General features: G+C 70.6%; 24 protein-coding genes. 4 read left to right on the forward strand and 20 right to left on the reverse strand.

Features of this window, described 5'->3' with window-relative positions; translation table 11 throughout:
• Positions 1-48 precede the first annotated feature (48 nt).
• From UA74_RS20900 to UA74_RS20920, 5 genes are all read right to left on the reverse strand, one after another.
• Positions 49-2,112, reverse strand: coding sequence for an ATP-binding protein (locus UA74_RS20900; RefSeq protein WP_075744047.1), 2,064 nt, complete (start codon positions 2,110-2,112; stop codon positions 49-51).
• 188 nt (positions 2,113-2,300) lie between these two features.
• Positions 2,301-2,459, reverse strand: coding sequence for a hypothetical protein (locus UA74_RS32250; RefSeq protein WP_157434346.1), 159 nt, complete (start codon positions 2,457-2,459; stop codon positions 2,301-2,303).
• Positions 2,456-3,181, reverse strand: a complete 726-nt coding sequence (locus UA74_RS20905; protein ID WP_075741778.1) for a DUF4255 domain-containing protein — start codon at positions 3,179-3,181, stop codon at positions 2,456-2,458. Before UA74_RS20905 ends, UA74_RS32250 begins: the two co-directional genes overlap by 4 nt.
• Positions 3,182-3,368: 187 nt before the next feature.
• Positions 3,369-6,485 (reverse strand): hypothetical protein, encoded by a 3,117-nt coding sequence (locus UA74_RS20915; RefSeq protein ID WP_232237355.1) that lies wholly within the window; start codon positions 6,483-6,485, stop codon positions 3,369-3,371.
• A 180-nt stretch (positions 6,486-6,665) separates the two neighbouring features.
• On the reverse strand, positions 6,666-7,298 hold the full coding sequence (locus tag UA74_RS20920) for a helix-turn-helix transcriptional regulator (RefSeq protein WP_083683427.1): 633 nt from the start codon (positions 7,296-7,298) through the stop codon (positions 6,666-6,668).
• A 183-nt stretch (positions 7,299-7,481) separates the two neighbouring features.
• Between UA74_RS20920 and UA74_RS20925 the strand changes: the two genes are divergently transcribed.
• Complete coding sequence (locus tag UA74_RS20925) at positions 7,482-8,876, forward strand: COG1470 family protein (protein WP_198042801.1); 1,395 nt, start codon at positions 7,482-7,484, stop codon at positions 8,874-8,876.
• A 194-nt stretch (positions 8,877-9,070) separates the two neighbouring features.
• Here the strand turns inward: UA74_RS20925 and UA74_RS20930 are convergent, their stop codons facing one another.
• On the reverse strand, positions 9,071-9,895 hold the full coding sequence (locus UA74_RS20930) for a 50S ribosomal protein L11 methyltransferase (protein WP_075741781.1): 825 nt from the start codon (positions 9,893-9,895) through the stop codon (positions 9,071-9,073).
• 412 nt (positions 9,896-10,307) lie between these two features.
• Here UA74_RS20930 and UA74_RS20935 point away from each other — a divergent pair, with 412 nt between their 5' ends.
• The 3 genes from UA74_RS20935 (at position 10,308) to UA74_RS20945 (ending at position 14,657) form a co-directional block, all read left to right on the forward strand.
• The gene (locus tag UA74_RS20935) at positions 10,308-12,926 is read left to right on the forward strand and encodes a helix-turn-helix domain-containing protein (protein WP_075741782.1); all 2,619 of its coding nucleotides are present in this window, start codon (positions 10,308-10,310) and stop codon (positions 12,924-12,926) included.
• A 1,115-nt stretch (positions 12,927-14,041) separates the two neighbouring features.
• A complete protein-coding gene (locus tag UA74_RS20940) occupies positions 14,042-14,230 on the forward strand; it encodes a DUF397 domain-containing protein (protein ID WP_075744049.1) in 189 nt (62 codons plus the stop codon).
• A gap of 130 nt (positions 14,231-14,360) precedes the next feature.
• Positions 14,361-14,657, forward strand: a complete 297-nt coding sequence (locus UA74_RS20945) for a DUF6247 family protein (RefSeq protein WP_075741783.1) — start codon at positions 14,361-14,363, stop codon at positions 14,655-14,657.
• A gap of 322 nt (positions 14,658-14,979) precedes the next feature.
• Here the strand turns inward: UA74_RS20945 and UA74_RS32255 are convergent, their stop codons facing one another.
• The 14 genes from UA74_RS32255 to UA74_RS32260 all read right to left on the reverse strand — a co-directional run bounded on the left by UA74_RS32255 (position 14,980) and on the right by UA74_RS32260 (position 26,769).
• Complete coding sequence (locus tag UA74_RS32255) at positions 14,980-15,489, reverse strand: helix-turn-helix domain-containing protein (RefSeq protein WP_075741784.1); 510 nt, start codon at positions 15,487-15,489, stop codon at positions 14,980-14,982.
• A gap of 8 nt (positions 15,490-15,497) precedes the next feature.
• Positions 15,498-18,527 (reverse strand): caspase, EACC1-associated type, encoded by a 3,030-nt coding sequence (locus tag UA74_RS20955; protein ID WP_075765276.1) that lies wholly within the window; start codon positions 18,525-18,527, stop codon positions 15,498-15,500.
• Entirely contained in the window at positions 18,493-18,744 is a 252-nt protein-coding gene (locus tag UA74_RS20960) for a hypothetical protein (RefSeq protein WP_075765278.1), read from the reverse strand. The genes UA74_RS20955 and UA74_RS20960 overlap by 35 nt, the downstream gene beginning before the upstream one ends.
• A 1,065-nt stretch (positions 18,745-19,809) precedes the next feature.
• Complete coding sequence (locus UA74_RS20965; RefSeq protein ID WP_157442302.1) at positions 19,810-20,271, reverse strand: hypothetical protein; 462 nt, start codon at positions 20,269-20,271, stop codon at positions 19,810-19,812.
• Positions 20,272-20,275: 4 nt separating this feature from the next.
• The gene (locus UA74_RS20970; RefSeq protein ID WP_157434348.1) at positions 20,276-20,620 is read right to left on the reverse strand and encodes a hypothetical protein; all 345 of its coding nucleotides are present in this window, start codon (positions 20,618-20,620) and stop codon (positions 20,276-20,278) included.
• Positions 20,621-20,626: 6 nt separating this feature from the next.
• On the reverse strand, positions 20,627-21,403 hold the full coding sequence (locus UA74_RS31075) for a hypothetical protein (RefSeq protein ID WP_083683432.1): 777 nt from the start codon (positions 21,401-21,403) through the stop codon (positions 20,627-20,629).
• Between the two features lie 89 nt (positions 21,404-21,492).
• The gene (locus UA74_RS20980; protein ID WP_075741787.1) at positions 21,493-22,320 is read right to left on the reverse strand and encodes a hypothetical protein; all 828 of its coding nucleotides are present in this window, start codon (positions 22,318-22,320) and stop codon (positions 21,493-21,495) included.
• A 366-nt stretch (positions 22,321-22,686) separates the two neighbouring features.
• Positions 22,687-23,154, reverse strand: coding sequence for a hypothetical protein (locus UA74_RS20985; RefSeq protein ID WP_157434349.1), 468 nt, complete (start codon positions 23,152-23,154; stop codon positions 22,687-22,689).
• Positions 23,155-23,192: 38 nt separating this feature from the next.
• Positions 23,193-23,537 carry a hypothetical protein gene (locus tag UA74_RS20990; protein ID WP_075741789.1) on the reverse strand — a complete coding sequence of 115 codons (345 nt, stop codon included), beginning with the start codon at positions 23,535-23,537 and terminating at the stop codon, positions 23,193-23,195.
• 6 nt (positions 23,538-23,543) lie between these two features.
• Positions 23,544-24,419, reverse strand: coding sequence for a hypothetical protein (locus tag UA74_RS31080; RefSeq protein ID WP_157442303.1), 876 nt, complete (start codon positions 24,417-24,419; stop codon positions 23,544-23,546).
• Positions 24,420-24,448: 29 nt separating this feature from the next.
• Positions 24,449-25,528, reverse strand: a complete 1,080-nt coding sequence (locus UA74_RS21000) for a methyltransferase domain-containing protein (protein WP_075741790.1) — start codon at positions 25,526-25,528, stop codon at positions 24,449-24,451.
• Positions 25,525-26,358: a hypothetical protein gene (locus tag UA74_RS21005; RefSeq protein ID WP_198042802.1), complete on the reverse strand. Its 834-nt coding sequence runs from the start codon at positions 26,356-26,358 to the stop codon at positions 25,525-25,527. Before UA74_RS21005 ends, UA74_RS21000 begins: the two co-directional genes overlap by 4 nt.
• Entirely contained in the window at positions 26,355-26,477 is a 123-nt protein-coding gene (locus UA74_RS34045; RefSeq protein WP_257787482.1) for a hypothetical protein, read from the reverse strand. Before UA74_RS34045 ends, UA74_RS21005 begins: the two co-directional genes overlap by 4 nt.
• A gap of 13 nt (positions 26,478-26,490) precedes the next feature.
• Positions 26,491-26,769 (reverse strand): hypothetical protein, encoded by a 279-nt coding sequence (locus UA74_RS32260; RefSeq protein ID WP_157442304.1) that lies wholly within the window; start codon positions 26,767-26,769, stop codon positions 26,491-26,493.
• Positions 26,770-26,901 lie beyond the last annotated feature (132 nt).

The following is a 26,901-nucleotide window of genomic DNA, read 5'->3' on the forward strand; positions in this document are numbered from 1 at the left end:
CGGCCACGCCGATCCCGCTCCCGACGGAACAGGATCACGGACCGGCCCTCAACTCGACAGCCACGGCCCGAACTCGGCGTCCAGCAGCAGCCTGCCGAGTTTGCGGTACTCCCGGCGGACCGCGTTGATCAGGTCGGCCATGCGCACCGGCCGGTCGGCCTCGGCGGCCAGATAGGCGGCGCTGATCGCGCAGGCGCGAATCGAGCCGCCGGACAGTTCGAAGGACTCCGCGCAGAACGGCAGGTCGATGTCGTCGGCCCTGGGCAGTCGGGTGCCGAGGCAGCGATCCCACAGGGCGAGCCTGGCGCTCGCGGCGGGCATCGGGAAGTCGGCGACCACGTCGAGTCTGCGGATGAAGGCCTCGTCCAGGTTCGCTCGCAGGTTCGTGGTCAACACCGCGATGCCGTCGAAGGACTCCATGCGTTGCAGCAGATAGGCCGATTCCATGTTGGCGTGCTTGTCGTGCGAGTCCTTGACCTCCGATCGCCTGCCGAAGATCGCGTCGGCCTCGTCGAACAGCAGGACGCCGTTGACCCCCGCCGCCTCGGTGAAGATCCGCTCCAAGTTCTTCTCGGTCTCCCCCACGTACTTGTCCACCACCGTCGCCAGGTCCACCACGTAGAGGTCAAGGCCGAGCTGCGCGGCGAGCACCTCCGCCGACATCGTCTTGCCGGTGCCGGACTCGCCCGCGAACAGGGCGAGCACGCCGCGCCCGCGCCCGCCGCCGGGGCGCATCCGCCAGCGACCCAGCACCGTCTCGCGGTGGGCGGCCCGCAGCGACAGCTCGTGCAGCCTGCTGCGGGTCGAGTCGGCCAGGACCAGATCGTCCCAGCCGACGTCGGGAGTGATGCGCCGCGCCAGCCGTTCCAGCCCGGCGGCGTTCTGGGCGCGCACCCCGGCCCGCAGGTGCGCCGGGGTCAGCGGGCCGCCGTCGACGACGGCGAGCCCGGCGGCGGTCCGCGCGGCCTGCCGCACCTGCTCGGCGCCGAGTCGGTAACCCGCGAGCAGGCCGCCGGGCACCTCCGCTCCGGTGAGTCGGCCGCCCGTGATCTCGGCGACGGCGTCGCGCCACAGTGCCGCCCGATCATCCGAGGTCGGAACCGGAACGGCCACGGTGATCGGCGAATCCTCCGTCCACTGCGGGTCCCAGCCTCGAACACCGTGCAGCAGCACCGGAATCCACTCGGCGAGGGCGGCGAACGCGGGCAGCAGCGGGCGGCGCTCCGGGCGGGCGGGGTCCAGCGTCTCGACCGGGCCGAGGATCAGGCCCGCACCCCGCAGCCGCGCCTCCCTGGCGACGAGCAGCAGCAGGTCTCGCAGCGCCGAGGACTCGGTGACCTGGATCAATCGCGTCGCATCGATCACCAGCGCGTCCCGGCGGGCTGCGGCGAGCGTGGCGACGGCCGATGCGGCACCGTCGCCGTCGGGGGCATGCAGGTAGAGCAGCCGCGTTCCGGTGGCGAGCACGGCGGCCAGCCGGGCGGGCAGCGCATCGGGTTCACCGCCGCCGGTCCGGCGCGAGTCCGTGGCGACGAGCCGCAGCAGCCCGGCGAGGTCGGCGTCCAGGGCATCGTGCCCGAGCAGGTGGGCGACCACCCGGTCCGGCACCCGCAGCGATCGGCTGAGCATCGGCCGGTCGGTCTCCTCGACACGGAGCAGCCCGCCCGCGATCAACGGCGCGTCGGGGGCGAGCCGGAACCGGCCGCGACCCGCCTGCGGCAGGTCGGCGAGCTCCAGCGCGAGCGCGACGGTGGCCCGCCTGCGGGTGACGTCGTCGTTGAGGTAGGCATAGAGCCGCTCGAACCGACCGTCCAGATCGGGGGCGAGCGCGATCAGCAGCAGGTCGACGTCGAGCCGGGAGAGGCCGAATCGCCGGGCCAGCACTCCCAGTCTCGTCGCCGGAAGTTCGTCGTCCACAGTCGACGGCCGATCGTCCCCGTTCGTCCCGGCGGGCGGTGCAGGCCGGTCGGCGAGGATGCGCAGCACGGCCTCCTCCGAGAGATACAGCCCTCGGTACGGGTCGGCGGGCTCGGGGTCGGCCGCGCGTCGAGCTGCCACCAGCCCTCGGACCTGCTCCTCCACGGCGGCGAGTCTGCGCAGCAGGTCGCGCAGTCCCCGCTGCTCGGCCGCCGCCGAGCCTGCCCCGTCGTTCGGTGCGGGCTCGGCGGCGGCGGACCTCGGCGTCCCCGCGTCCGCGTCGCGGCCGATCTCGGCCGAGGCTCCGTCGTCGACCGCAGGCGCGGCCGCATCGGGCAGCTCGCGAGCCCGCACCGTCGGGCCAGCCGCCTCGCCCCGGCCGGTCACGGGGCCGCCGCCGAGCAGGACGCGCAGGCCCGATCGCCGCCCGCCCCGGTCCGGTCCGGGGCCTGCCCGGTCAGGTTGCGGGCCGCATCGCCGTGGCAGCCGGGCTCGCCGGGCGGGATCCCGGTGCAGGCTCCGCGAATCTCCGGCACGGTCATCGGAGGCGGCCCCTGCGTCGCCTGCTTCGGGAGCCTTCCGGTCGGGGTCGGGTCGGCCCGAAGCCGTCGCCCTGCTCGACCGGCGTGACGACGTCGGGTTCGGCCATGTCCTGGTAGCGCAGCCTGCGGATGCGCGCGGAGTCGGTGTCGCCGTGCACGTCGCGGGTGCGGATGATCAGCCCGTCGGTCACCGGCGGCGCCGTCGTGGTCTGCTCCCCGGCCATCGGAGCCAGGACGCGGAGGTCGACGGCGGCCTTGAGCTCACCGCCCAGTGCCGACCAGAGGTCGGCGGCCGATCGGTTCTCCCCCACCGGTCCCGCCGCGTCGAGCGACACTCCCAGCCCGAGTTCGGCCAGCGTCCCGCCGAGGTGCGCGGCGGGGAGCACGTCGTGTCGGATCAGGCAGCCCAGCACCGCCGACAACAGCCGGTGCTCGTCCTGCGGCCGGGTGGTCCACGCGCTCACCAGGTAGGAGAGCTGGAACCAGCGCGGCGGTTCTCGGCGGGTGATCGTCAGTCCGTCGGCGGCGAACTCCGCCGTCGGGTTCGATCGACGGCGGGTGGCGTCTTCGCGGATGTCGTAGAGGAAGACGTTGATCGTGGGCGACGTCCGGCGCGCCGCCCAGTCCCGCGTCGGCGCGTCGAAGGCCACGTCGATCTCCCCACCGGGGAAGACCTCGGCGGTCAGCAGCCTGCGCAGTCCCTCGTCGACCTCGTGGATCACCGTCGCGCCTCTCCTGCCCTCGGCGAGGCGGGCGGTTCTGCCTGCACTCGCAGTGCCGCCGACCCGACCGCGGCCCGGCAGGCACCTCGGTCCCGCCACCCCGCCCCGCCGGGCGAGTCGCCGGGCAGGTCGGCGGACGAGCTGGTCACACCGCGCCCGACCGGCAGCCGCCCGGTGATCGGACTCCTCACCGCCGCCTGCCGAGGTCGGGCGGACTCATCGTGCTCGCCACGACCAGGAAGTCCGTGGTCACCGAGCCGAATCCCGCCCCGGCGGCGGTGATGACCCTCGGCCCGAGCAGGTCCTTGGGCACTACGAGAAGCTGAGCGGCGAACGTGCCGTCGCCGCCGGGGACGGTCGGCGCCGCAGGGGCGGTCTGTCCGGGGTCCCAGGTCAGCTCGACCGGAGTCCCCGGTGGGAAGTCGACGCCGCGCACCGAGGTCACGAAGCCGGGATCGCCGACGTCGGGCACCGCGACGATGCGCGGCTGCAGCACTCGCAGCAGGGCGTCGTCTCGGTTGTCGGTCGGGTCGTCGTCGGTGCCCGTGGTGGTCAGCACGGCCGCGACGGGGGTGCGTATCGCCTCGGTCGGCGCGAGGGTCACCCGGACCATGATGGTGACGCCGGGCATCAGGTCGCCGAGCAGGCACTCCGTAGCCGAGCAGCCGGGCCAGCCCCGCTCCAGCGGAACCGAGGCGGGCAGGCCGAGCGCCAGCCGCAGCCCGGTGGCGGGGATCGGACCTCGGTTGCCGACGGTGTAGGTGACGACGGCCGTACCGCCCACATAGGACGGATCGGGGTCGATCGCGACGGACACCCGAGGCCCGGCCGCCACGGGCGCCGACGGCGGGACACCCGACGGCGGCCCCGACGGCGGGCCAGGGGGCGGTGCAGGCGGCGGGCCGGGCGGCGGCTCCGGAGGCGGCTCCGGCGGCGGCGAGGTGTCGGGCGGCTCGACGACGACCCAGACGCCTGCGGTGTCGTCGGCGGGATCGGCGTCGAGCACGCTCCCGCCGACCGTCCAGTCGACGCGGTGCGTGCCCTCGTCGAGCCCCGCCACCTCGACGACGACCGGCACCGACTCCCCCGGCCCGAGCAGCCCGAGATCGCAGCGAGCCGTCACGAGCACGCACTCCCCGCGCGGGGCGGTCAGCCCGACGGGGCGCAGTCCGGGCGGGATCGTCACGATCAGTTCGGTCGTCGGCGACGGCGACGGGCCCTCGTTCACCACCGGGACGAGGATCTCGACCTCGCCGCCCGCCTCGACGGGTCCGGGCGGCGGCGGCGCACTGGTCGAGAGGTTCACGCTGCGCCGCCAGCCGGGCTCCTTCTGTCTGCCCGGCAGATCCCAGGCGAGCGGGGTCAGCTCGCCGGTGGTCAGGCTGAGGATCTGCAGGCCCTCCGGCGTCTGCGGATCGCCGTCCCGCCTGCTGGTGAGCACCAGCGCCCCGCCGTCGGGCGAGAAGGAGGCGTCCCTCGGCTGGAAGGGGCCGGTCGTCGGCCCGGTGACCAGCTCGGTCTGACAGGTGGCGCCCGCCGCAGGCAGCAGCACCGCGCAGTCCGTGCCGTCGACGTCCACGGTGAGCAGTGCGTCATGCTCCCGGTTGAACACGATCCGCGAGCCGTCCGGCGAGAACGCGGCGCTGTCGTCGGCGACGTCGCAGTCGAATCCGCAGGCGAGTGCCGAGAGATCGGTCTGTGCGTCCGGATCGGCGACCGAGGCGGTCCAGATGTGCCCGTCCCGCTCCTCGTCGTCGAAACCGCCCGTCACCAGGCCTCGGGTGAAGGCTAGCGTGCTGCCGTCCGGGGACCACGTCGGCTGGGTGTCGTCCTGGTCGGCCTGCTCCGGCGGCGGTGTCACGACGAAGCGCACGGCGCCGGTGTCCACCGCGACGACGACGATCCTGGCAGGTCCGGCATCGGGGCGGAGGCCGCCGGGGCTGCGCCGGGCGAAGGCGACGAACCGACCGTCCGGGGAGAAGGTCGCGTCGGTCTCCCAGTCCGTCGCGGCGCGGTCGGCCACCGGGAGCGGCCGAAGGTTCGTGCCCTCGGCGTCGACGAGCCAGAACCGTTGGACCCGTCCGGCGGGGCCGTCCTCGAATCGAGTGAGGACGAGCTGTCGACCGTCCGGCGAGTAGGCCTGCCGATGCGTCCACGGATCGAAGCCCGGGTTGGGATACCACATGCGGCGAGCGTCCTCGGTGATCGCCGGGTCCTCCCGCAGGACGGCGACGCCCAGGTCACGGGGGTCGGCGCCGGTCGGCCGGACGTCCTGGAGGGTGGCGGTGTGCTGGTCGACGGCGCTGGTGCGGGCGACGACCAGCCGGGGTCCGTCCGCCCCGCCGAGCCAGGCGGGCGAGTCGGCGGCCCGGTCCTCCTGTAACAGCAGCTCCGGCGCTTCGCAGACGGGCAGGCAGCCGCCGAAGGGCACCCGGTAGACGCGGTCGACGTCGTCGAGCTCCGGTTCGCCCGGCGTGTCGGGCACCCGGTTGCGGCTGACGAACAGCACGGCGCCGCCGTCGGAGTCCCAGGCGGGCTCCCGGCTCGTCCAGGATGCGTAGTCGCCGCCCAGCAGCGGAATCACCTCGCGCTGGGTCACCTCGACGAGCCGGACGCTTCGATCCTCGGTCGGGGAGTCCAGGGTGTAGGCGATCACGTCGTCGACGGGATGCCAGCTCGGTTCGACGGCGGCCCCGGTCGGCTCGTCGGTGACCGGCAGGACCGCCCCGCCGGTCGCGGGCAGGCGATGGATCTCCCGGCCGCGCCCGTCCCCGAGGTCGGCGCTGAACGCGATCGTCGCACCGTCCGGCGAGAAGGTCGGGCCGGTCTCGTCGGCGGGCGTGTCGGTGAGGCGACGAAGGCCGCCGCCGTCGGTCCCGACCACCCACAGGTCACGCTGGACGCCCGTCCCGTCGCCGGTCGGCTCGGCCGACTCGAAGACGACCCGGCCGAGATCCGGCGACAGCTCGGGCGCGGCGGCGTCCCGACCCTGGGTCAGCCGCCGGACGCCGCCGTCCGGTGCCCGCAGGTAGACCTGCGGCCGGGCCTCGTCTCGTCGGCTGGTGAACACCAGCCACTCGCCCCGCGCCGCCGGGTCCTGATCGAAGTGGGCCGGGCCGGGGCCGAACAGAGGTTCGGAGGCGGCTGTGCCGCCGGGCTGCGGATCGAGGACCGCGCCGAGGCTGCGGTGGTCGGTGCCCGCGAATGCGATCCGGTCGACGAGGTCGTCCGCAGGCGGTTGCTGTGCCTGGGCCGGGCGTTGCGGCGGGGCCACGGCCAGGCCGAGCAGCAGCAGCCAGATCACGGGCACGACTCGACCGCGAGATCGGTCGCGTGCACGGGATTTCCGGATCACCGTCGCCGTCCTCTACCGATTCGAGCAGGCTCTCGTCACGATCGATTCTCGTCCCGGCGGCACTCGGCCGCCGAGACGCCGCAGGCAGGGCACGGGGTAGTCATGTCGAGACTTTCGGGCACCGCGAGATCAGATCAGTCCGTGCCGCATGACATAGGCGACGGCGTGGGTTCGATTGCGCAATTGGAGTCGCGTAGTGACCTCGTAGAGGACGTTCTTGACCGTCCGTTCCGAATAACAGAGCTTGGTGGCGATCTCGCCGGTGTCGAAACCCTCCGAGATGAGTTGCAGAACGTCGATCTCCCGAGCGGTCAGCGCCGACATGGTCAGTCCGCGCGGATCGAGGACCTTGCGCTGCAGCTGACCCATCTGTTCGAGGAGCCTGCCGAGGAGGTCGCCGGGCAGCACACCCTCGCCTCGGGAGGCCGCCGTGATCATGTCCACCAGTCGGTCCTGGCTGGCGTCGACCCGCCGGAGCACGCCCGCCACTCCGCACTCGATGGCCAGGGACAACGCGTTCTGCTCGACCTGACCGACCACCAGGCCGGTTCTGCTCGTCCCGGACTGCCGCAGCCGCCGCAGGAGTCGGGTGGCGCCGTCGTCCAACCGGTCGACGACCACCAGGGACACCGCCGCCCGCGACTCCTCCTCCGGCAGTCGCAGCACCTCCACCTCGGGGCGTGACCGCAGCTGAGAGGTCACGCCCGCCTGGGAGATCGGGTCCTCCGCGTACAGGGCCACCGGGACTCGTTCGATGCTCATCGGTCTTCCTCCTCATGAGGGTCCTTCGGCGCCGCGACGGGTCGCCCGGGCTGATCGACGTCGGCAGGCGGCCTTCCCGGCCGCAGGGGGCAGGGCCGGGCGGCAGAACGGGCACCATGAATGCCCGGCAAGCAGCGCGATCTGCCCTGCCAAGCACGCGACCTGCGGCCTAGCGTCGGCACTGTGACCACCTCAGCGGAGTTCGAACCACTCATCGTGGTCGTCACCCCCGGTGAGGAGGCGACCGCGATGCTCACCGTGCGCAACGGCGGCGACATCGTCGAGGCGTACGAGTTCGAGGTGGTCGGAGCGTGCGCGCCGTGGACGACGGTGGAGCCCGCCCGGCTGTCGCTCTATCCGGGGACGTCGGAGACCGTGCGGATCGTCCTGCGTCCGCCCCGGTCCTCGGAGGTCCCGGTCGGCGAGATTCCGCTCGCCGTCCTGGTGACCCCGGCGGAGCGGCCGGAGACGAGGGCCGTCCCGGAGGCGACGGTGGTCGTCCGGGCCTTCCGGGAGCTGACCGCCGAGTTGGTGCCGCAGGTCCGGCGGGCCCGTCGCCGCGCTCGTCACCTGGTGGTCGCCCGAAATCGGGGCAACACGCCGCTGCTGATCGCGCCGGACGATCTGCGGTTCGTCGATGGCGAGGAACAGCTCCGGTTCGCCACCACGTCGGCGCCGACGACCCTCGACGCGGGAGCGAGCGCGGAGATCGCGCTGCGCGTCTCGGCCCGGCGGCTGAGGTGGTTCGGCCGACCGGTCGTCCGACCGTTTCAGGCCGTGGTGACCGCATCGGACCCCCCGAGCACAACGGAGGCAGCGGACACCGCCGAGACGATCGTCGAGACCGCCGACGCGGCTGAACCGGTCGATGCGCAACCGACGTCGGTCACGATGGACGGCCAGTTCGTGCACCTCGCCGTACTGCCGCGCTGGCTGTTGTGGCTGTTGGGCGCGCTCCTGGCCCTGCTGCTGCTGTGGTTCGGCCTGGTCCGGCCCGCCGTGCAGTCGGCCGCTCGCGAAGCCGCCCGGGAACGCACCGAGGAGATGGCGGAGGCGGGCGAGATCCCGCAGGCGCCGCCCGGCCCCGACGCGGGTGACGAATCGAGCCCTGGCACGGGCGGCGATCCGGACTCGGAGGCTGACAGCGGGTCGGAGACCGACGGTCGGCCCGGCGGGTCCGAGGACGGCGACGACGGGCGTGGGCCCGGTCTCGGCGAGGGCGAACAGCTCTCGGTCACGATCGAGGTCGAGACCGACGAGGGCGACGTCGAGACGGGCGTCCACACCGTCGCGGCGGACCGATTGTTCCGCGTCACCGACGTCCTGGTGTCGAACTTCCAAGGTGACGAGGGGATCGTGACGATCACTTTCGACGAGACGGTGGTCGCGACGATCGCCCTGGAGACCTTCCGCAATCAGGACTACCACTGGGTGACGCCGATCGACGTCCCCGAGAGCGCCGACATCGCGGTACGCGTGGAGTGCGACCAGCCCGGCACCCCCGCCTCCGGCGAGCAGGCAGCAGGCTGTGTCGAACTGGTGCACGTCAACGGAAGCGTCGTGATCCTCGACGACTGACCGGACTCGCCGCGACGACGCCGAGCCGATTGCCAGGTGAATCGCTCGCATCCTCGCTCCCGTCCGAAGGCACCGTCTCCGCGCCGTCGCGGGGCGGAGGCTCCCACCCCCCACCCAACCGCCCCGACCGCCCGCAGGCCATGAAGATCCACCTGCGGAACTGTGTACTTCCGCCGGTTCTGCCGGACTGTCGGTCAGGAACCCACATGATCGCGCCCTTCGTCGTGGCTCAGCCGAGATCCGCCCAGCCCGGCCGGGCAGGCGTCCCACGAGCCCGACTTCGGCCGCACCAGCGCGGCAGGCGCGTCGCAGACAAGTTCGAACAGCAGATGGTCGACCTCGATCTCCACCGCGGCGCCGTTCACCAGGGCGCGACGCGGTGCCGCCTCGGACGCCGCGATCCGCAGGCGCCAGCCGTGTTCGGCGGCGAGATCGCCGAGCACGGCCCGACCGCCGATGTCGTCGAACCCGAGGAACGCCCGGCCGCCCTGGGCAAGCCGGGAGCGGACCCCGCCGACGAAGGCACGCACGCCCCGCAGGCCGGGGTCGAAGTAGGCCGCGCTGAGCGCGCCGTCGTGCACATGGTCGTCGGCGACCTCGATGAAGGGCGCGTTCCAGAACACCAGGTCGAAACGATCGTCGGCACCCAGCGGCTCGAAGACCGAGCCGCGCAGGACCGTCAGCTGCTCGGTGACCCCGTGCAGTTCGGCATTCAGTCTCGTGTTGGCGACGGCCTGCGGACTGATGTCGACGGCGACGGCGGTGGCGAGGCCGTGGAGCAGTCCGTGCACGGCGGTGATGCCGCAGCCGCTGCCGATCTCCAGCAGGGTCCCGCCCGTCGGATACGGCAGCGCGGCCGTACTGACCTCTGTGGACGGTGAACAGGCAGGCGAGTACACCTCGTCCTGCACCACCCACGTTCGTCCCAACAGGACGACCATCCGTTCGCCCGCCGTTCTCGATGCGACCAGCGATTGTCTGCCGATCGCCTGGCCGAGTCCCCCCCAGGACGGCTTCATCCGCTCTCCTCTCCCTCGTCGCCGTGCATTCGGACTCACCCCTCGGCACGCCGAGGGCCGCCGAATGCCGAAGTCTGCTTGCGCTCGCAATCACGTGACTGCATCGCATTACGCTGACTGCCGCATCGGAATGAGCCCGATGGCGGCGCTAAAATGGGTTCCATGCAACTCGGTGGCTCCCTGAATGACCAGGAAGGAGGACCGGCAGAACTCCGAGGGCACTTCTGCCGGTGATCCACGCCGCAGAAGTGCGCGAGACCGAACACCGACCATGCTGCCGACACCGCTGCCGGCAGGATCATCGGCGGCGGCCTCGCGTCGGAAAACGCCGAAGTCTCCGTCCGCGGGGATGTCCACGAGAGTCGAGCCGACACGAGCAGCCCGTACGTGGCGTCCGGATGGTGAGCGAAGAATGCCGAACGCGGGCGCGTCCGCGGCAGGTCGTCCTGCCGTCTTCGGCGACCTGCTGATCAGTCGTCGCCGCGCCGCACAGCTCACCCAGGAGGAGCTGGCAGCACGCTCGGGGCTGAGTGTCCGCGCGATCAGCGACATGGAACGCGGGCGGGCCCTGGGCCCGCAGCGTCGCACCGTCGCGGCGCTGACCGACGCCCTCGAGCTCGATCCGGCGGCCGCCAGGGAGTTGGAGGCGGCGGCCAAGGCCGGGAGACACCGGTCCTCCGGTGCCGCGACCACCGGCTCGGCGACCGCAGGCGCCGCCGTGTCCGCAGGTGCGGAGGGCCCGGCGACGACGGCTCCGCCGACCGGGCGTTCCCGCCGGACGTCCGGCGCCTCGGCGGACGACACGGCGGGACAGCAGTCGACAGTCCCCCTGCAGACGACCGAAGGCAGGTTCCGCTGTGATCTGCCACCCGAGGTCGGCGACCTGACCGAACGCGGCACCGAACTGCGCAGACTGCGGCGGCTGGCGGCGGCCACCGCCGCGGAGACCCATCGGGGCGCCACGATCGTCGTCCTGTTCGGCGCACCGGGCGTGGGCAAGACGACCCTGGCCGTGCGGGCGGGCCACGAGCTGGCCGAGGAGTTTCCCGACGCCCGCTTCTTCGTGAACATGCGAGGCATGGACGCCGAGCGGCTGACGCCGGGGCAGGCACTGGGCAGGCTTCTGCTGGCGCTCGGCGTGGAGCAGGCCCGGATTCCCGACGACACCGACGATCGGGCGGGTCTCTATCGATCTCTGCTGCACGACCGCCGAGTGCTGCTCGTGCTGGACAACGTCGGCGACGAGGCACAGATCCGGCCGCTGCTGCCCAGCGGCCCCGGCTGCATGGTGCTGCTCACCAGCCGTCGGGTGCTCTCCGGGCTGGAGTCGGTGCACCGGCTGCTCCTCGACGTCCTCTCGCCGTCGGGCGCCGTCGAACTGCTCGAATCGATCATCGGACCGGAGCGGGCCGCACGGGAGCCCGCGGCGACGACCAGGGTCGCGCAGCTGAGCGGCTGCCTGCCGCTGGCGCTGCGGATCGCGGGCAATCGACTGGCCAGCAGGCCGCGATGGAGCGTCGGCTACCTGGTGTCGGCGTTGTCCGATCAACGGCGGCGGCTGACCGCGCTGACGGCCGGGGATCTCCAGGTGCGGGCGGCATTCGAGGTCTCCTATCGGCAGTGTCATCACTCGGTTCGCCGGGTCTTCCGCAGGCTGTCCCTGCTGTCGGGGTCGGACTTCGACGTCGATCAGGCCTCGGTGGTGGCCGAGACCGACCCGGATGTCGTCGAGGTCGTCCTGGAGGAACTGGTCGACGCGAGCCTCCTCGGCACGGCACCGGTCGGCGACCGCTACGTGCTGCACGACCTGCTGCGGCTCTTCGCAGGCGAGCGGCTGGCCGAGGAGGAGGCGCCCGGCACCGTCGGACGGCTGGCGGGGCTGGTCACCGGCTGGTTCCTGCACAGCGGGGTGCTCGCGGGGGGATTCTTCGTCCCGGAGGGTTTCGACGGCCATCCGGCCCCGAAGGCGCCGCAGCCGGTGGCGGTGATCCACAGCCTGGACCAGGCACGGAACTGGCTCGACGCCGAACAGCCCAACTGGCTCGCCGCCCTCCGCCACGCGACCGACACGGGCAGGCACGCCGAGGTACTGGCGTTATGCCGCGCCCTGCACTGGTATTCCGACGTCCGTTCGGAGAGCGGCCTGTGGCAGGAGGTGTTCGCGCGAGGAGTCACGGCGGCCCGTGCGCTGGGCAGCAGGCTGGACGAGGCGGTGCAGCTCAACTACCTGGGCTGGGCGCTCAATCGAGTGCCCGGCAAGCAGAATCAGGCCTACTCCGTGCATCAGGAGGCGTTACGCGCCTCGCGTGACGTCGGCGACGAGCGGGAGGAGGCCTGGTCGCTCCAGTACTGCGGGCGGACCAGGCTCACCGCCGACCGGCCGATGGCGGCCGTCGAGTTCTTCGAGTCCGCGATGGCCCTGTTCCGCCAGGTGAACTATCGACTCGGCGAGCACATCACCGCGTCCTTCCTCGGACTCGCCCTGCGCAGGCTCAAGCGGCTTCCCGAGGCGATCCGGCTCCTGCACGAGGTCACCGAGTACTTCCGCGAGGCGGACGACGGGACCCAGGACAACTCCCTGGCCGTCTCCCTGATGCGGCTCGGCGACACGCTGGAGATCGCGGGGCAGTTCTCCGAGGCCTATGACGCCTTCCGGGAGGCCGAGGCATTGTCGACCCGACTCGACGTCCCGTTGTGGGCGGCCGAGGCGGCATTCGGCTGCGGCCGGACGGCCGCCGAACTCGGCGAGCCCTCGGCCGCGCACCGTCATCTCGTGGTGGCCGCATCGGGCTTCGCCGCGTCCAACGACGACACGAGCCGAAACCAGGTCCTGCGTCGTCTCGCCACGCTGATCGAGACGGCGGACCCGCCCGTCGGCTGGACGGCGAGGCAGGACACGCTGGCCCTGCTCGACGGGCTGGACGGCGCGGCGGCTGCGGAGCTGACCGCGCTGATCTCCGGGAATCGGACGCAGGCGGCGGCACCACACGAATCGGCCGACGTGGAGACCGGCGAGGAGACGGCGAGCTGACTACGGGGCGACCGGGCTGACGGCACGGCGAGCAGGCACCGGCTGCGGAGGCGGCAGGCCTGTGCGTGCCGTACACCCTGGCACGGTCGGTGCCCGAGTCCGCCGACGTCCGCTTCCTTGGCGCCGCTGGACCGGGCCCGCTGCTGGGGCGTCTCCCAGGCCGGGGCCTGTCCTCGACTGCGCGGCGCCGCGCACCGGGCCCGCGATCGACCCGAATCGGTTCCCGGCACCGGGTCGCCCTCGTCCCGGTCTGCCTGCGCCGATCCCGCTCCACAGCCCGACTCGGCTCGACATTCGGTGGGAAGGCGCATTCCCGCTGAGCAGCCAGGACGAGTACCCTCCTCGCACATCCGGCCGATCCGGGCCGGGTGCGCCATGCCGACGCCGGGTTCCGCCCGGCAGGCCGAGACCGTCAGGACGGCGGTCGCCCTCCCCACGTCAGTGGGGGTGTTCCAGGGTGGGTCGGGGCTCTCCTCGACGTTCCTCGCAGACCCTCTCCCCACTGTCGTGGGGGTGCTCCGGTCTCGCCGAGCGCACCGTGGATCCGTCCACACTGCCCTCCTCACGGCGGTGAGGGTGCTCGGCGGGCGACGAGTTCGTCGCCCGCCGAGCCGGTCGGCACGACGACGCCGGGCAGCCGGGCCGTCTTTCGCCGACGCACCTCACGAGATCGCGGCCGAGGGCGGCCGAGCGTCGGTCGATCACGGCGGCCTGCCTCGCGGTGGTCGCGAGCGCGGGCGGCCGTCGCCGCACGGGTCTCGCCGCGGGCACCGGTGCTCGCCGACCGGCCTCGGCGCGCAGTCGGCCACCACCGTCCCTCATCGGGCGAAGTTCGCCCTTAACCCGGTCGAGGAGCCGGATTGACCGGGCTGCCGTCGACAGAACCGGACATCACCGCCGGACACACAACGAATCGGGGCTCTCCGGACGTGGTGATCACGGGTTTCCGGCGCACCGCCACGCGGCACCGAATGCGAGGGGCGCACCCGTGATCGCCCCCATCGCAATCGACGCTGCGTCACGAAAACCCGGCTAGGCCATTCCCCCGAACGAGCACTGGCCCGGAAGGACCACAATCAGTACCCTCCGTGACAGAACATCATCAGGAGGTCACCGTGAGCAAGGTTTCACCGAGCTGGCGCACGTCCACGCGAAGTGGCCAACACAACTGCGTCGAGGTGCGACACGGGTGCGACGCCATCGTGATCCGCGACACGAAGAACCGCCGAGGCGGCACCTTAGTACTGGGCACGGCGGCCTTCCACGCCTTCCTCACCACCGTCAAGAACGAGCAGATGCACTGAATCCGACTTCGGTCCTCGCGGTGCAGGCGACCGGACTGCCCGAGGAGCCGACGCGACCTCGATCGGCGGGTCACCGAACGACGGACACGGGTTCGGGTTCCGGCACACCGCCGAGGAAACGGACATCACGATGACTTCGCGCTCCACCATCCGGCAACCTCGCAGGCCTCGGACAGGGCCCGCCGTCTGGGCCGCGCTGGAGGTCGACGACCGAAGCCTGTTCGAGCACGAGTTCCGCGCCGCCCTGGAAGAGGTCGCCGAGACCTTCGATGTCGGCAGGCTGACCGAAGTGGTCCACCGCTGGCGGCCGCACACCGTGGTCACGGGCTGCCCGCCGCCGAACACCGGGCAGCGCCGAGCACCCGTCGTCCAGCACGACGAAGCCGACGGCATCGACTGGCCGCCGGAGGCACCGGACCGGGCCTGAGCCCGCCCTGTTTGCCCAGGCCGCCGGGCCGACAGACCACCGCCCTGCGCACCGAGGCCGCCGCAGGTGACCGCTGCGTCACGGCCCGGCCGAACCGATCGAGGGCTCCGGTGTCCGCCTGCCGTGGCGGGCTGCCGTCTCCCGCCGAACTGATCTCCGGCCGAGGCCCGGCAACGCTGTCCGCCGACCACGTCCCGTTGCGTGTGCTCGCCTCGGTCCGCTGGCTCCGCCGGGCTGACGGTCCTCGGGGCTCGGCCCGTCCGACGACGACCCCGGCTGCGGCCCACCACGATCGCCCTCGCCCTCGCCGTTCCCGGGGCGATCAGGGCGTCGGTGGTCCGGAGTCGGACCGCCGATGGACAGCCCAGGACAACGCGTACGGCGCACCCTCCGGGCCGGCCCGCCGGGTCCGAAACTCGTCCACGAGCGCCGCGATGCGCAGGCGCATCTCGGCCAGGTCGGGCTCGGTCAGCCGGAGAGCGAGCCGCGCCTCGCCGAACCGATCCGCCGCCGGGGCCTCCTGGTACTCGGCATAGGAGGCCGCCGTCATCGGACTCGGCAGGTGCGCGTCGCCGTCGCTGAAATCGAGGACCCAGCTCTTGCCCGTCGACAGATAGGGCACCTCACGCGAGCCGCGCGTGCCTCGGCGAACCCCGGTGGACTCCAGGAAGCCGTGTTCGGTGAGCAGCCGGACATGATGCAGGGTGGTGCCGGGACTCACGTCCAGACTCTCCGCCAGCTCCCGGTTGGTCTTCGGAGTGTCCAGCGCAAGCCGGAGGATGCGCAGCCGGAGCGGATGGCTCAGCGCCTTGGCCTCCTCGACGGCGGTCATCCGGCTCCTCACTGACGTGGGAGTAGCCGCAAGGATTCGCGCCACTCCTGTGCCAGCTTCTTCTGCAACAGGGCATGACGAAACTGGTACACGGGCCCTTCCGCCCGGAGAAGCCGGTGGCGGTAGGCCTTCGCGAGAAAGCGCATGCCTCGGGCCGGGAGCAGGCCGCGGCGGCTCAGCTGGAGGAAGACCAGGGTCGTTCGACAACTGTCGGAGACGGCGGCCATGCAGGCAAGGCTGACGAGCAGGGCGATGCCGAGGACGACCGCCGGAAGGCGCAGGCCGTCCAGATTGCCGTCGAAACCCCAGGCCAGTCCGAGGCACAGGCCGGGCCCCACTGCGAGGACGGCCGCTCGCCGGAGGTCCTCCCGCCAGGCCGTCGCCGGGTCGATGAGGCTTCTCGCGCGGGGCGACGGACGGGTGGCGCCGACTAGAAGCCCGATCGCGAGGGTGCTCACACATCCCGCCCACAGCCCGTCGGCGAGGGAACGCTCGTACCAGAAGGCCAGTCCGACGGGCAGCCCGGCGGCACCACCGGCGACCAACGCGAACCGCACCCGCAAGGACGCCCACCAGCCGGTTCCGTTCGGAAGCCCGCGGACCGGGACGGCAGTGACGGCGGCGGTGCCACCAGCCGCCAGCCCGGCGAGCAGGCCGAACCAGTAGTTGCTCAGGTTGGCGACTGTGGGGGTGACAGCGAGGCCGACGACGAGTCCGATTGTCGGGTTGGTCCGGCGTGGCCGTGTCTCGCCGGAGGGCGTGAAACGTCGCTCGCTGGAGGCGCGGAACTCGTTGACGGCTCCCGCCGCGAGGCCGAACAGTAGGCCGAGTAGGCCGAGGTAGGGGACCCCGAAGGCCAGATCGTTCCGGCCATGCACCCTGTAGTGGACCGCAGGATTGAAGAGCGCCACGCCGCAGAGGGCGGCGGCGAGCATGCCGAGGGCGCCGAAGGCGGCGATCCGGGGTAGCCGAGGCGCCCACTGGTGCAGGAGCCGCCAGTCCAGGGCGGAGGAGCGCCGATCGTCGAGACCGGCGGCCAGATAGCACAGCCACCGCCGGGCCGGCTCCGGCTGGTCGGTGCTCGGTACCTTCCCCGAGACATCGCGATAGGTGATGTCCACCAGCCGGTCGAGGAGATGAGCAACGATCTCATCGCGGGTCGCGAATCGGCCCGGTTCGAGTAGTTCTTGCACGCCTGCGGGGTCCTGCCGGAAGCCGTCGCGGACGAGCGTCAGGGTGAGCGGTGAGTCCAGGGCGTTGGCGAGCGGCCCGTCCGGCTCCGCACCCAGGTGAACGATCAGCCGATGCCAGGGCTCGGGGGCTGGTTCAACCTGGCAGTGTGCGAGGAACGCGGCCGCGTCGTCCCTGGTCACCGGCAGCAGTTCCAGGGCGGCGGCCCCGTTCAGGGGGCCGCAGGCACGCACCGTCTCCTCGTAGTGCTCGGTGCGGGAGAAGATCATTACCCGGTGGGTGGCGTACTGGTCGATCTGGTGGAGGACGGCGGTGCGTAACCCGAGCGTCAACTCGTCGAAGCCGTCGAGGAACAGGGCGATGCGCCCCTCCTCTACCAGCCGGACGGCGGCGTCTCGTCCGTAGACGTTCGACCGCAGGAAACGGTGGTCTGCGGCGAGCCGGACGGCCAGCCAGTCGCTCAGTCGCTGGCGCGCCGGGTCCCAGCCTTCGACGCTGAGTAGCACGGGCACGGGAACCCGGACCCGGTCGGCCACGTCGAGTGCCGCCCGGTGCTTCAGGGCTTCCAGCACGGTCAGGGTCGCCGTGTCGGACTTGCCCCTGCCCGGACCGCCGAGGACGATCACCCGCCCCGATCGCAACCCCGCGTAGACAGCGAAGAGTTCGGGTATGCCGCCCGCTGCGGAAGAGGTGGCGTCCGCCGCGGTCACGCCGGGCAGCGGTTCGAATCGGGTCGCCCGCCGGGCGTCTCCGAGCGCCGCCGCGATCGGCACGGCCACCCCTCGGGCGACCGACCTGCGCCACCGGACCGGAATCGGCGCCGGAGAGTAAAGCAACCGTTGTGTCGCGGTCTTCGTTCTCTGTAGTGACATCGCCGCCGCCAGGCGATCGGCCGCCAGGTCGAGCGGTGACTGCGGGCCATCGGCCCGAGCAGCCACCGCGATACCCGGCCCGGGGGCGGGAGGCGGCTGGACCCACGTGCCGGGCCCCGAGGGCTGCAATCCGATCCGCGCCCGCTCCGGTGGCAGCGTGGAGGCGCCCCGGCCGCCGAAAGGGTTGCGCGCCAGCCAGATGCGGCCCTCCCCGCTGATCAGCGACCGCTGCGGGTTCTGCTCCCCGTTCCTGTCCTGCACATGGCCGCGGGCGTGCTCGTAGGCGTCGTCGACCGACACCAGCCCGTCGTGATCGGTGTCGGCGGCCCCGGTGGCCAGCCCGTGGACGAGCCCGGCGGTGAACACCGAAGGCAAGGCGCTGCCGTCGTCGACAGCCGCCGAGGAATCGCCTTCGAAGGCGTACTCCCCGGCCCGGGAGGCGGTCAGGATCGCCAGCCCACGCCCGGCGTCCGCCGCTCCCAGCCCGAGCGGTAACTCGTCCACGCCTGCTTTCGCACCACTGATGAAGGCACCGGAGAAGCAGCAGTCCAAGATCAGCACCTTCTGCCGGGATCGACACTCCTGGAGCAGGCGCCGCAACCACTCGTCCTCGACCCCGGTTGACGCCAGCCTGTTCTTCCGCGTGTCCTTGGCGGCGTAGAACAGCCGCCCGCGCAGGTCCCGCACCCCGTGGCCGGACAGGTACACCAGTACCAGCTCCTGAGGCTCACGGTCGTGCAGAAAGTTCTCGAGGCGCTCCCGCAGTTCTTGCACAGGGGGATCGTCCAGACTCTTCACCCTGAACCCGCCGATTCGCGGATCCGCCAGCACCGACGTCAGTTCCCGGACGTCGACAGCCGGCGACTGCAACGGCGGCAGCGCGGGATCCTGGTAGGCGGTGGTTCCCACCACCAGTGCGGAGCGTGGCCCGCTTGGCAGTTCAGGAGTCGGAATGGTGGCGTCGAAGCCAGACATCGATCAGCTGCTCCTGCCGTTCGGCTGAGATCCCCGACACCTGGAGAACGTGGTCGCGGAAGCTGATTTCCACCGAACGCACCGTGTCCCGGGCAGCCCACCGGCGCACGGCATCCACCAGCTTGCGCAGCACGGCGGTGGCCGCCACCCGCACCGCCGGCATCCCGGCGATGCCCCCGAACCCCTTTGCCCCTGCGGCCGACTCCGACGCAGCCACTGCTCTACTGCCACTACCTCGTCCAGTTCAAGCAGGTCTGTGTGCAGTTCGCGGGTCAGCGAGTCCAGTTCCTCGGCGTCAAAATCCAGATCTGTGCGCACACGCACGAGAACGACGTCCATGCGATCAACCCAGCCCTTCCGGCCCCCACCGGGCACACGGCCGACACACGGTATTGTGGACCGAAATTCTTGGACAGCAAAGGCCATTGCGAATCTGGGCATCCTGCGAATGAAGAGCCCGGACCACACCGGCACCCTGGAAACTGCGCTACGACCGGACCGATTACTCCACCCGCAGGCAGATTCCCGCACTGTTTGTCGCAATCCGGCAGCGCATCAGCACCGTGAGCTCCGAACGCCCGCTCCCCACCACACCCTGATCCCTGCGGCCTTCGACCGGCTCCGCGTGCCGCCGAGGCGCGCGACTGCGAGCGACAGGCGAGGTAACTGTGTTCCGCACCGCCAAGCGGCCCTCGCCCGCTGACATCCCACCTGTCGGCGCGCGCTGGTGGAGTTCGAATCGGGACCGCGCTGGGCAGCGGCGTCGTGCCGCTGATCGAGCCGCCCCCGGGACGAGAACGGGCGCTGCGGGCGCCGAATCCGCTGGCAGCATCGGTCTGTCTGCTGCTGATCACCGCCGGGCTGCGCACGCCGAACACGCAGGCCGTCCGGGCTGCCGAGACTGGCTGCCGAGAGGGATCCGGTGGTGCGGCGGGGGGCCGAACACGCCGAGGATCTGCTCTGCCAGACTCGACGGCGACGATCGCGGTGGTCGAGGTCGCCGCCGTCGCCACCGCCTCACGCCCGTGGGGTATACGGACGAGTCCGCTCTCCCCACGACAGTGGAGGTGCTCCGGGCTGACGCGCTCGTTGCAGGGCCGACCGCGTCCTCCTCACATCCCCGTGGGGGTGCACCGCCGTCGGGCTCCGAGGAACTCGGTCACCCCTGGGCCTCCCCACACTCGTGGGGGTTCACCCACCTAGGTGTGCGCGAGCCGGCTGGCTCGGCCGTTCTCCCCACCCGCGCCCGTGGGGGTGTTCCACACTGCTCGCCTGGTTGCCGCTAGCGATGAGGACCTCCGACCCCGTCGGGGGTCGCCTGCCGAGGAGCACGACGTCCATCGTGTACCCGAGGACGCAGCCCTCGGGTACACGATGGAGCTGCGCTCGTCTCGGCGGACCTGTCCGCGATCTCGGCCACGTCCGGGTGAAGATCACGGATCTTTCGGTCGGTGACCGCCTGGCCGACCTCGCTCATCAGCAGGGCCGCATCCACCACCGGACCGGCACGCCCGTCGACCTCAGGCTCACACGACTGCAACGCCTCGTCGACCGCGACCACCTCAGGACCACGACCCCAGACGAAGCACGCGCTCACCGGCGGGTCCTCCGGCGCCGCAGTCGCCACCAGGTCGGGCGTGCTGCTGACCTGCATCCCCGAGCCTTCGGCCGAGGACGGCGCGCATCCCGCCAGCGCCAAGGCGGAGAACCCCAGGACGACCAGTAATCGCCTACGCGAGGACACGGCTCTAGAACACACACGTGCCCCTCGGGATGCTGCCGTTTGCGAGGTAGTTGACGCTGGAAACCAACGGAGACTCGCGCTTGAGCCGCGCCGACAGTTCCTTGCCTCGCTCGATCCAGTCACGCTTGGCGTCGGGAGTGGCGAAACCAGACTCATTGAATCTCACGGGGTTGTAGGTCGCCTGGTATTCCGCGTCCCAGGCTTCGAGGTCCCGAACGAGGTCTGCATTGAGGTCAAGGAACTCCGTGGCCTCCTCGATGTCGTGGCTGAGCGTATCCCCCTCGTACCCGGTTCGGTAATAGAAGTAGTCCTCTTTCCATCCGACGAGGATGGTCACGTCCACAGTCATCTCAACTCACTTCCGATGCAGGTCACGGCGAAGCTTTCGTCTACGGGAGATGGGGTTCGCACCGTAGATCTTCCCCTCTGCGGTGGTGTTGATCGCGACGCGGCGTCGCTCGCCGAGGTATTCCACTTCATACACTGGCCGGTCTCTTCCGCAGTGCCCGACCACGGTACCGCTCCGGATGGCTGCAAAGAGCAAGCCCTCGATCTCCTCTCGTGGGATGTGCACCTCTTCGAAGTTCCGGACACGGTCCGGCAAGAAGATGTGATTTCGCCCGCTATCGTCGTCGCCGTTCTCGATCCAGATGATCCGTCCGTCGTCGAGGCGTTCCGCTCGCACGACGTCGTGAGGTTTGACCGCTGCACCCCGTCGTCGGAGTTCGGCGATCTCGTCGGCGTAGCGGATCTGTGGGTCGGTGTGCTCGTCGACCGTCGTCGGCGGTCCGGTGGGCGGCGGCGGCCGAGTAGCCGTGTCATCGGTGGCCGGTGCCGCCAGCAGCGGCCCGCCTGCGACGCCGATCCCGTGTCCGGCGATGTCGTGGCAGTAGCCGTCGATGATCTCCTGTGCTCCGCCGAGGAGAGCGTGTGCGGCGCGGACCTCCTCGGCGGACCGGGCTGCAAGATGGTTGATCTGGTCGACCTCGGGCTGTGTCGAGCCGAGGGTGGCGGCGGCGAAAACGTCCGCGCCGTCGGTGATCGCGGCGTCAGCTTGGAGGGCGGCCTGGCGTGCTTGGGTGATCAGGGCGTGTGCCTGGCGTAGCTGGGCGATCACCTCGGTGACCGACAATGCTCGACTCCTCACTGTGTGTGTTCGACCATGGTGACGGAACAGCGCCTCGTGGTCGAATGAGTTCTCGTCAGTTCGTCGGGACGCTGTCAGGCGTGGCGGCGTGCTGTGCGTGCTTGCGACCAGGTGTGGGCAGCGCGGGCCATGTCTCGCGTCCAGGCCCGGTGGTGGTCCTGGTCGGCGATCTCCTGCCACAGACGTGTGGAGGCGACGGCGAAGGCGTCGAGGTCACGTGGTGTGGCGGTGTGCCAGGCGGGAGCGCGGCCCACCCAGTGTTCTGCCGAGGCGGGGCTGTGACCGGTGGTGATCATCCGGAGCAGCAGGCAGCACGGGTCGATCCAGGGTGCCCCGCGCGCGGCCCAGGCCCAGTCGATCAGCCGTGCAGTTCCGTCCGCGCCGATCAGCACGTTCTCCGGGTTGTAGTCGGTGTGCAGCAACGCATCCCCGGCCAGCAGGGCGATCTCGGCACCGTCCGGGAGGTACGGCCCCCATCGCCGGACGGCATCGGTGACGGCTGTCTCCTGCGGTGGGCAGGGGATCTCGCCGACCGTCTGAAGGAGTTCCACGACGGCGGGCAGGTCGGTCGAGTCCGGTCGGTAGTCGGCGTGCCGCGCGTCGAGGGCGTCCAGGCCCAGCACGTCCCACCCTCCCGTATCGGGCAGCCGCCACCGCAGCGCGGGCGCGACCTTCGCGACGTGCGGGGTGACGGCGGCTTCACGTCGGTGAGCGGTGATGCCGGGGTGGGCGTGGCGGACGCCCTTGACGAAGACTCGCCCTCCGTCGCTGTCGAGCAGGGCGGCAATCGCGGAGTTGCTGCCACCGGAGGGGATGCGGACGCAGGTGATCGGCCCAGTGCGAGCCTCGATCGCGGCCCGGACCTCGGCGGGAATGTCATGCCACTCGATCCGTTGTTGCATGGGGCCTCATCGTCCGTGCCGGGCAGGTCGTCGAGGACGGTAATTCTTGAGAAATCGACTGGCCATCAGGGAATGCATGGCGCTACCTCCGAGGTAGGCGAGACCGAGGACCATACCGGGTCGTCAGCGCCCCATCATTGCGGACGGTCTCGATTCGCACAAAGAGTCTGTTCAGGTGAGGGCAACCGAGCATTGACGAACTCGAATACGGGAGACGACAGAACACATTCGACATTCCGGATCGAACCGCTGTTCCAGGTGACTAGTTGACCTCCCTGACCGTGGCGACGTCGCCGCACACTGTGCGGAGCGCGGCGTGTGCTCCGGCGGCGGCCTGGGCGTGGACGGGGGTCGTGAGCGGCGGCGTCACGGGTTCTCCGGCGGGTTCCGGGCCGTCGCGGTGAGCACGCGGTCGAGACCGGTGAAGGGGCTCGCGGGGTCGTCGGGCAGGGCGAAGGGCGGGATGTCGTAGGGGATGGAGATCGTGGCGACGATGGCGGTGATGCAGTCGCGGCGCAGTCGATCGCCGGTGGGAGTGACAGCCGCATGTCGTCGCCTCGATCGGGAGAGGGTGATCAGACCGTGCGCTCCGAGGCCGAGTGCGCCGTCAAGGGTGTCGGCGGGGTCGCTGCGGACCTCCTCGGCGAGATCGGTGAGGCGTCGCTCGGCGCGTCCGCAGGCGAGCAGCACCGCGTAGGCGGTCCGCGTCAAATGCTCGGGCCGGGCGCCCTCGATCACCGCAGTCGACACCAGGTCGGGCGTGCTGCTGACCCGCATCCCCGAGCCTTCGGCCGAGGACGGGGCGCATCCTGCCAGTGCCAAGGCGGAGAGCACCAGGACGACCTAGAAACCGTCCACGCGTGGACATGGCTCTAGAAGACACAGGTGCCCTCCGGGATGCTGCCGTTTGCCAGGTAGTCCACGCTGGCGACCATCGGAGACTCCCGCTTCAGTCGCGCCGCCAACTCCTTGCCCCGCTCGATCCAGTCACGCTTGGCCTCGGGGGTGGCGAAACCGGAATTATGATATTCCACGGGGTCATAGGTCGCCTGGTACTCCGCATCCCAGGCTTCGAGGTCCCGGACCAGGTCTGCGTTGAGGTCAAGAAATTCCGTAGCATCTTCGGTGGTGTGGTTGAGCGTGTCCTCCTCGTCCCCGTTATCGTAGTAAAAGTAATTTTCCTGCCATCCTACGAGGATGGCGACGTCAACGGTCATCTCAGCTCACTTTCGATGCAGAGCACGGCGGATCTTTTGCTTACGGGAGACTGGGTTCGCACCGTATATCTTCCACTCTGAAGTGGTACTGACCGCCACCCGGCGTCGCTCGCCGAGGTACTCCACCTCATACACCGGCCGGTCCGTTCCACAGTGCCCGACCACGGTACCGTTCCGAATGGCGACGAAGAGCAGGTCCTGAATCTTCTCTCGCGGGATGCGTACCCCTTCGAAATCTCGGATACGTTTCGGCGAGAGGATGTGGTCTAGCCCGCCGTCCTCGTCACCCCTTTCGATCCAGGTGATCCGTCCGTCGTCGAGGCGTTCCGCTCGCACGACGTCGTGAGGCTTGACCGCCGCCCCCCGCCGTCGGAGTTCGGCGATTTCCTCGGCGTAGCGGATCTGCGGGTCGGTGTGCTCGTCGGCCGTCGGCGGTGGTCCGGTGGCCGGCGGCGGTCGGGTGGTCGTGTCGTCGGTGGACGGTGAGACCGAGACCGGCGGTCCGCCCTCGCCGATGCCGTGTCCGGCGAGGTGGTGGCAGTAGCCGTCGACGATCTCCTGCGCGCCGCCGAGGAGAGCGTGTGCGGCGCGGACCTCCTCGGCGGACCGGGCGGCGAGGTGGTTGATCTGCTCGACCTCGGGCTGTGTCGAGCCGAGGGTGGCGGCGGCGAACACGTCCGCGCCGTCGGTGATCGCGGCGTCGGCCTGGCGGGTGGCCTGGCGGGCTTCGGTGATCAGGGCGTACGCCTGGCGGAGTTGGGCGATCACCTCGGCGACCGACAATGCTCGACTCCTTACTGTTCGTGTTCGACGCCATGGTGCCGTATCGCCGGTGTCAGGGTGCTGGCCGCAGGAGAGATCGGTGCGCCCCGTGAAGAACACGGGGGCACGGTGGTCGCGTCTGCTCCGAGTCAGGAGGGCTCGAGGAGGCAGTGGGTTCCGTCAGACCGCACGTGAACTCGGTGACGTTCCGGTGCGGGGCGCCCTTGGTAGTCCCAGCGTTCGAGGAAGGCGGTGATCTCGGCCCAGAGCGCCTGATCGCCGGTCACCTCTACCGTGCCGTCGTCGCGTTCGGCGGCCTGGCATTGCGTTCCGTCGGCGGTGTCGGTGAGCAGGTGGACGAGGCGTCCTTGCTGGTCGCGCCGTGAGGCGCGGTGCAGTCCTGGGCGCGAGACGGAGAGCAGAGCCCGTCCGTCCGGGAGGTCCAGGGCAGGCGGCAGTGTGGCCGTCGACGTCGGCGCGGCGGTGATCGTGGTGGCGTTCTGTTTCGGGACGGCGGGCGCGTCGGGTGACGGGCGTCGGGACATGAACCCGGCCTGCTGCGGCAGGATCGGTCCGTCGGCGGTGCCGTCGGCGTGCACGGTGAGGCGGGCCAGGACGAAGCCGAGGTTGATCAAGATCATCCCGCCGGGGCGGACTTGGTTCAGCCAGGCGGTGGGGATGTGGTCGAGGCCGCACGTGGTGATCAGTCGGTCGAATGGGGCATGGTCGGGAAGGCCCGCAGCCCCGTCTCCGGCGGCGAGCACGGGGGTGAGGCCGAGCGCGGCGAGTCGACGTCGGGCCGTGGCGACCAGGCCGGGGTCGACGTCGACGGAGAACACCCGTTGGTCGCCGAGCCGGTGGCTGAGGAGGGCGGCGTTGTAGCCGGTTCCGGTGCCGATCTCCAGGACTCGGTGGCCATCGTGGATGTCCAGAGCGTGGAGCATGAGGGCCATCAGTCCGGGGGCGGTGCTGCTGGAGATCGGGCTGCCGTCGGAGTCGAACTCGGTGATCAGTGTGGTGTCGCTGTAGATGTGGGCAAGCCTGTCGGGGTCGTCGGCCGCGACCGGGGTGAGGGTGGCCGAGCCGGGACGGGCCACGGAGAAGTCGGTGACGAAGGCATCGCGTGGCACGCTGCGGAAGGCGGTCTGCCACGCGGGCTCGATGAGGTGCCCTGCGGCGGTCAGATCGGCGACGAGTTTCTGTCGTAGGTCGGTATCGGTGTGGGTCACGTAGTCGTCCTTCGAATGGTGAGTGCGTCGACCAGTGCCGACGTGAGAGGCAACCCGGTGTGTTGTTCGAGCCAGGCCCACTGACCGTTGGGGTTGTTCTCCAGAAACGTCCACGTGCCGTCGGGGGTGACGATCCAGTCGGAAGCCGAGTAGACCAGGCCGAGTTCGCGGTTGAGTGCCGCGAGGCCGGCGGCAGCCTCGGCGGGTATCTCGATCGGCGAGTAGGACAGCCGATCGTGGTCAGCGCGCCAGTCCAGGATCTCGGAATCCTGGGTGTCGATGCGCACTGCGAAGACGCGGTCACCGATGGAGGTCACCCGCACCGAGAAGGCACAGGGCACCCGTTCCTGGAACAGGTGGGTGGTCGTCCGCACCCCGTCGTTGATCTGGTCCACAGTGACGAGTTCGGTGTGCAGCAGGAGGCGGTCGCCTTCTGGAGTGCGAGGTCCTCCACGCAAGGGCTTGTAGACGGCTCCGTTCGTCTGGCGTGCAACAAAGATTCGAGCCGCAACAGGGTCGTTGGTGATCAGCGCGGCGGGCACGGCGAGTCCGGCCTTAGCCGCAAGGCTCAACTGGCGGGGCTTGTCGTCGGCCAGACGGTTGCGGTGTGGATGGTTGATCCACCTCACGTCAGGCAGCGCCGCGAGGAGACCGCCGAGGCCGAATTCAGCCTCGGCGGTCATCCATGCCTGCTCCGTGCCGTCGCGGCTGCCATAGTCGCTCGGCTTGCGCCACCACGCCGCGCTCACCGAAGAGAGATCGGTATCGCGGTGCCCATCCTGAAGACTGCCGATCCACCGTCGGCCCGTGCCGGCAAGCTCGGCGGTCACGCACGCAGGTCCGCGAGATCGAAGCGGTGTACCGGAACGCCCCGTTCGTCGAGCTGTCGGATGACAAGATCAGCGGTGATGTCGCCGACCCTGGTGATCACGAGTACGGAGTCAGGCATCTCGGCGGAATCCTCAGTCGTCCTGGTCGACGAACCACTGGTTGTCATGCTTGGTGTCGCACGGGGTGGACGAGCGCACGACCGCCGGGTCGTCGATCGCCGCGAGCCCCTCCCCGGTGAGGCTGATCTGCCGGACCGGGTCGTAAGAGAGGACAGGAAGCACCGGAGTCGCACCACTCGGCGAAGCCGCGCGCGCCAGGCCCAGTGGAAGAACATCGGGTGACATGATTTCTCCATTCCAGTCGATCGAAATCAGATTCGAGGCGAGAAAGGGAAATCTCGCCCTGGTCACCTTGCCATGCGAACACCCGACAGGAGAATTATCCAATCGAGTGACAAGGAATCAGGCAGTTGAAAGAAAAAGGCGTGGCCAATTCGGCGATCCCCGTTTCTCGGTGGAACGCCGTTTCCTCAGGTTTGATTG

It is taken from the genome of Actinoalloteichus fjordicus, from assembly GCF_001941625.1.
Classification (GTDB): Bacteria; Actinomycetota; Actinomycetes; order Mycobacteriales; family Pseudonocardiaceae; genus Actinoalloteichus_A; species Actinoalloteichus_A fjordicus.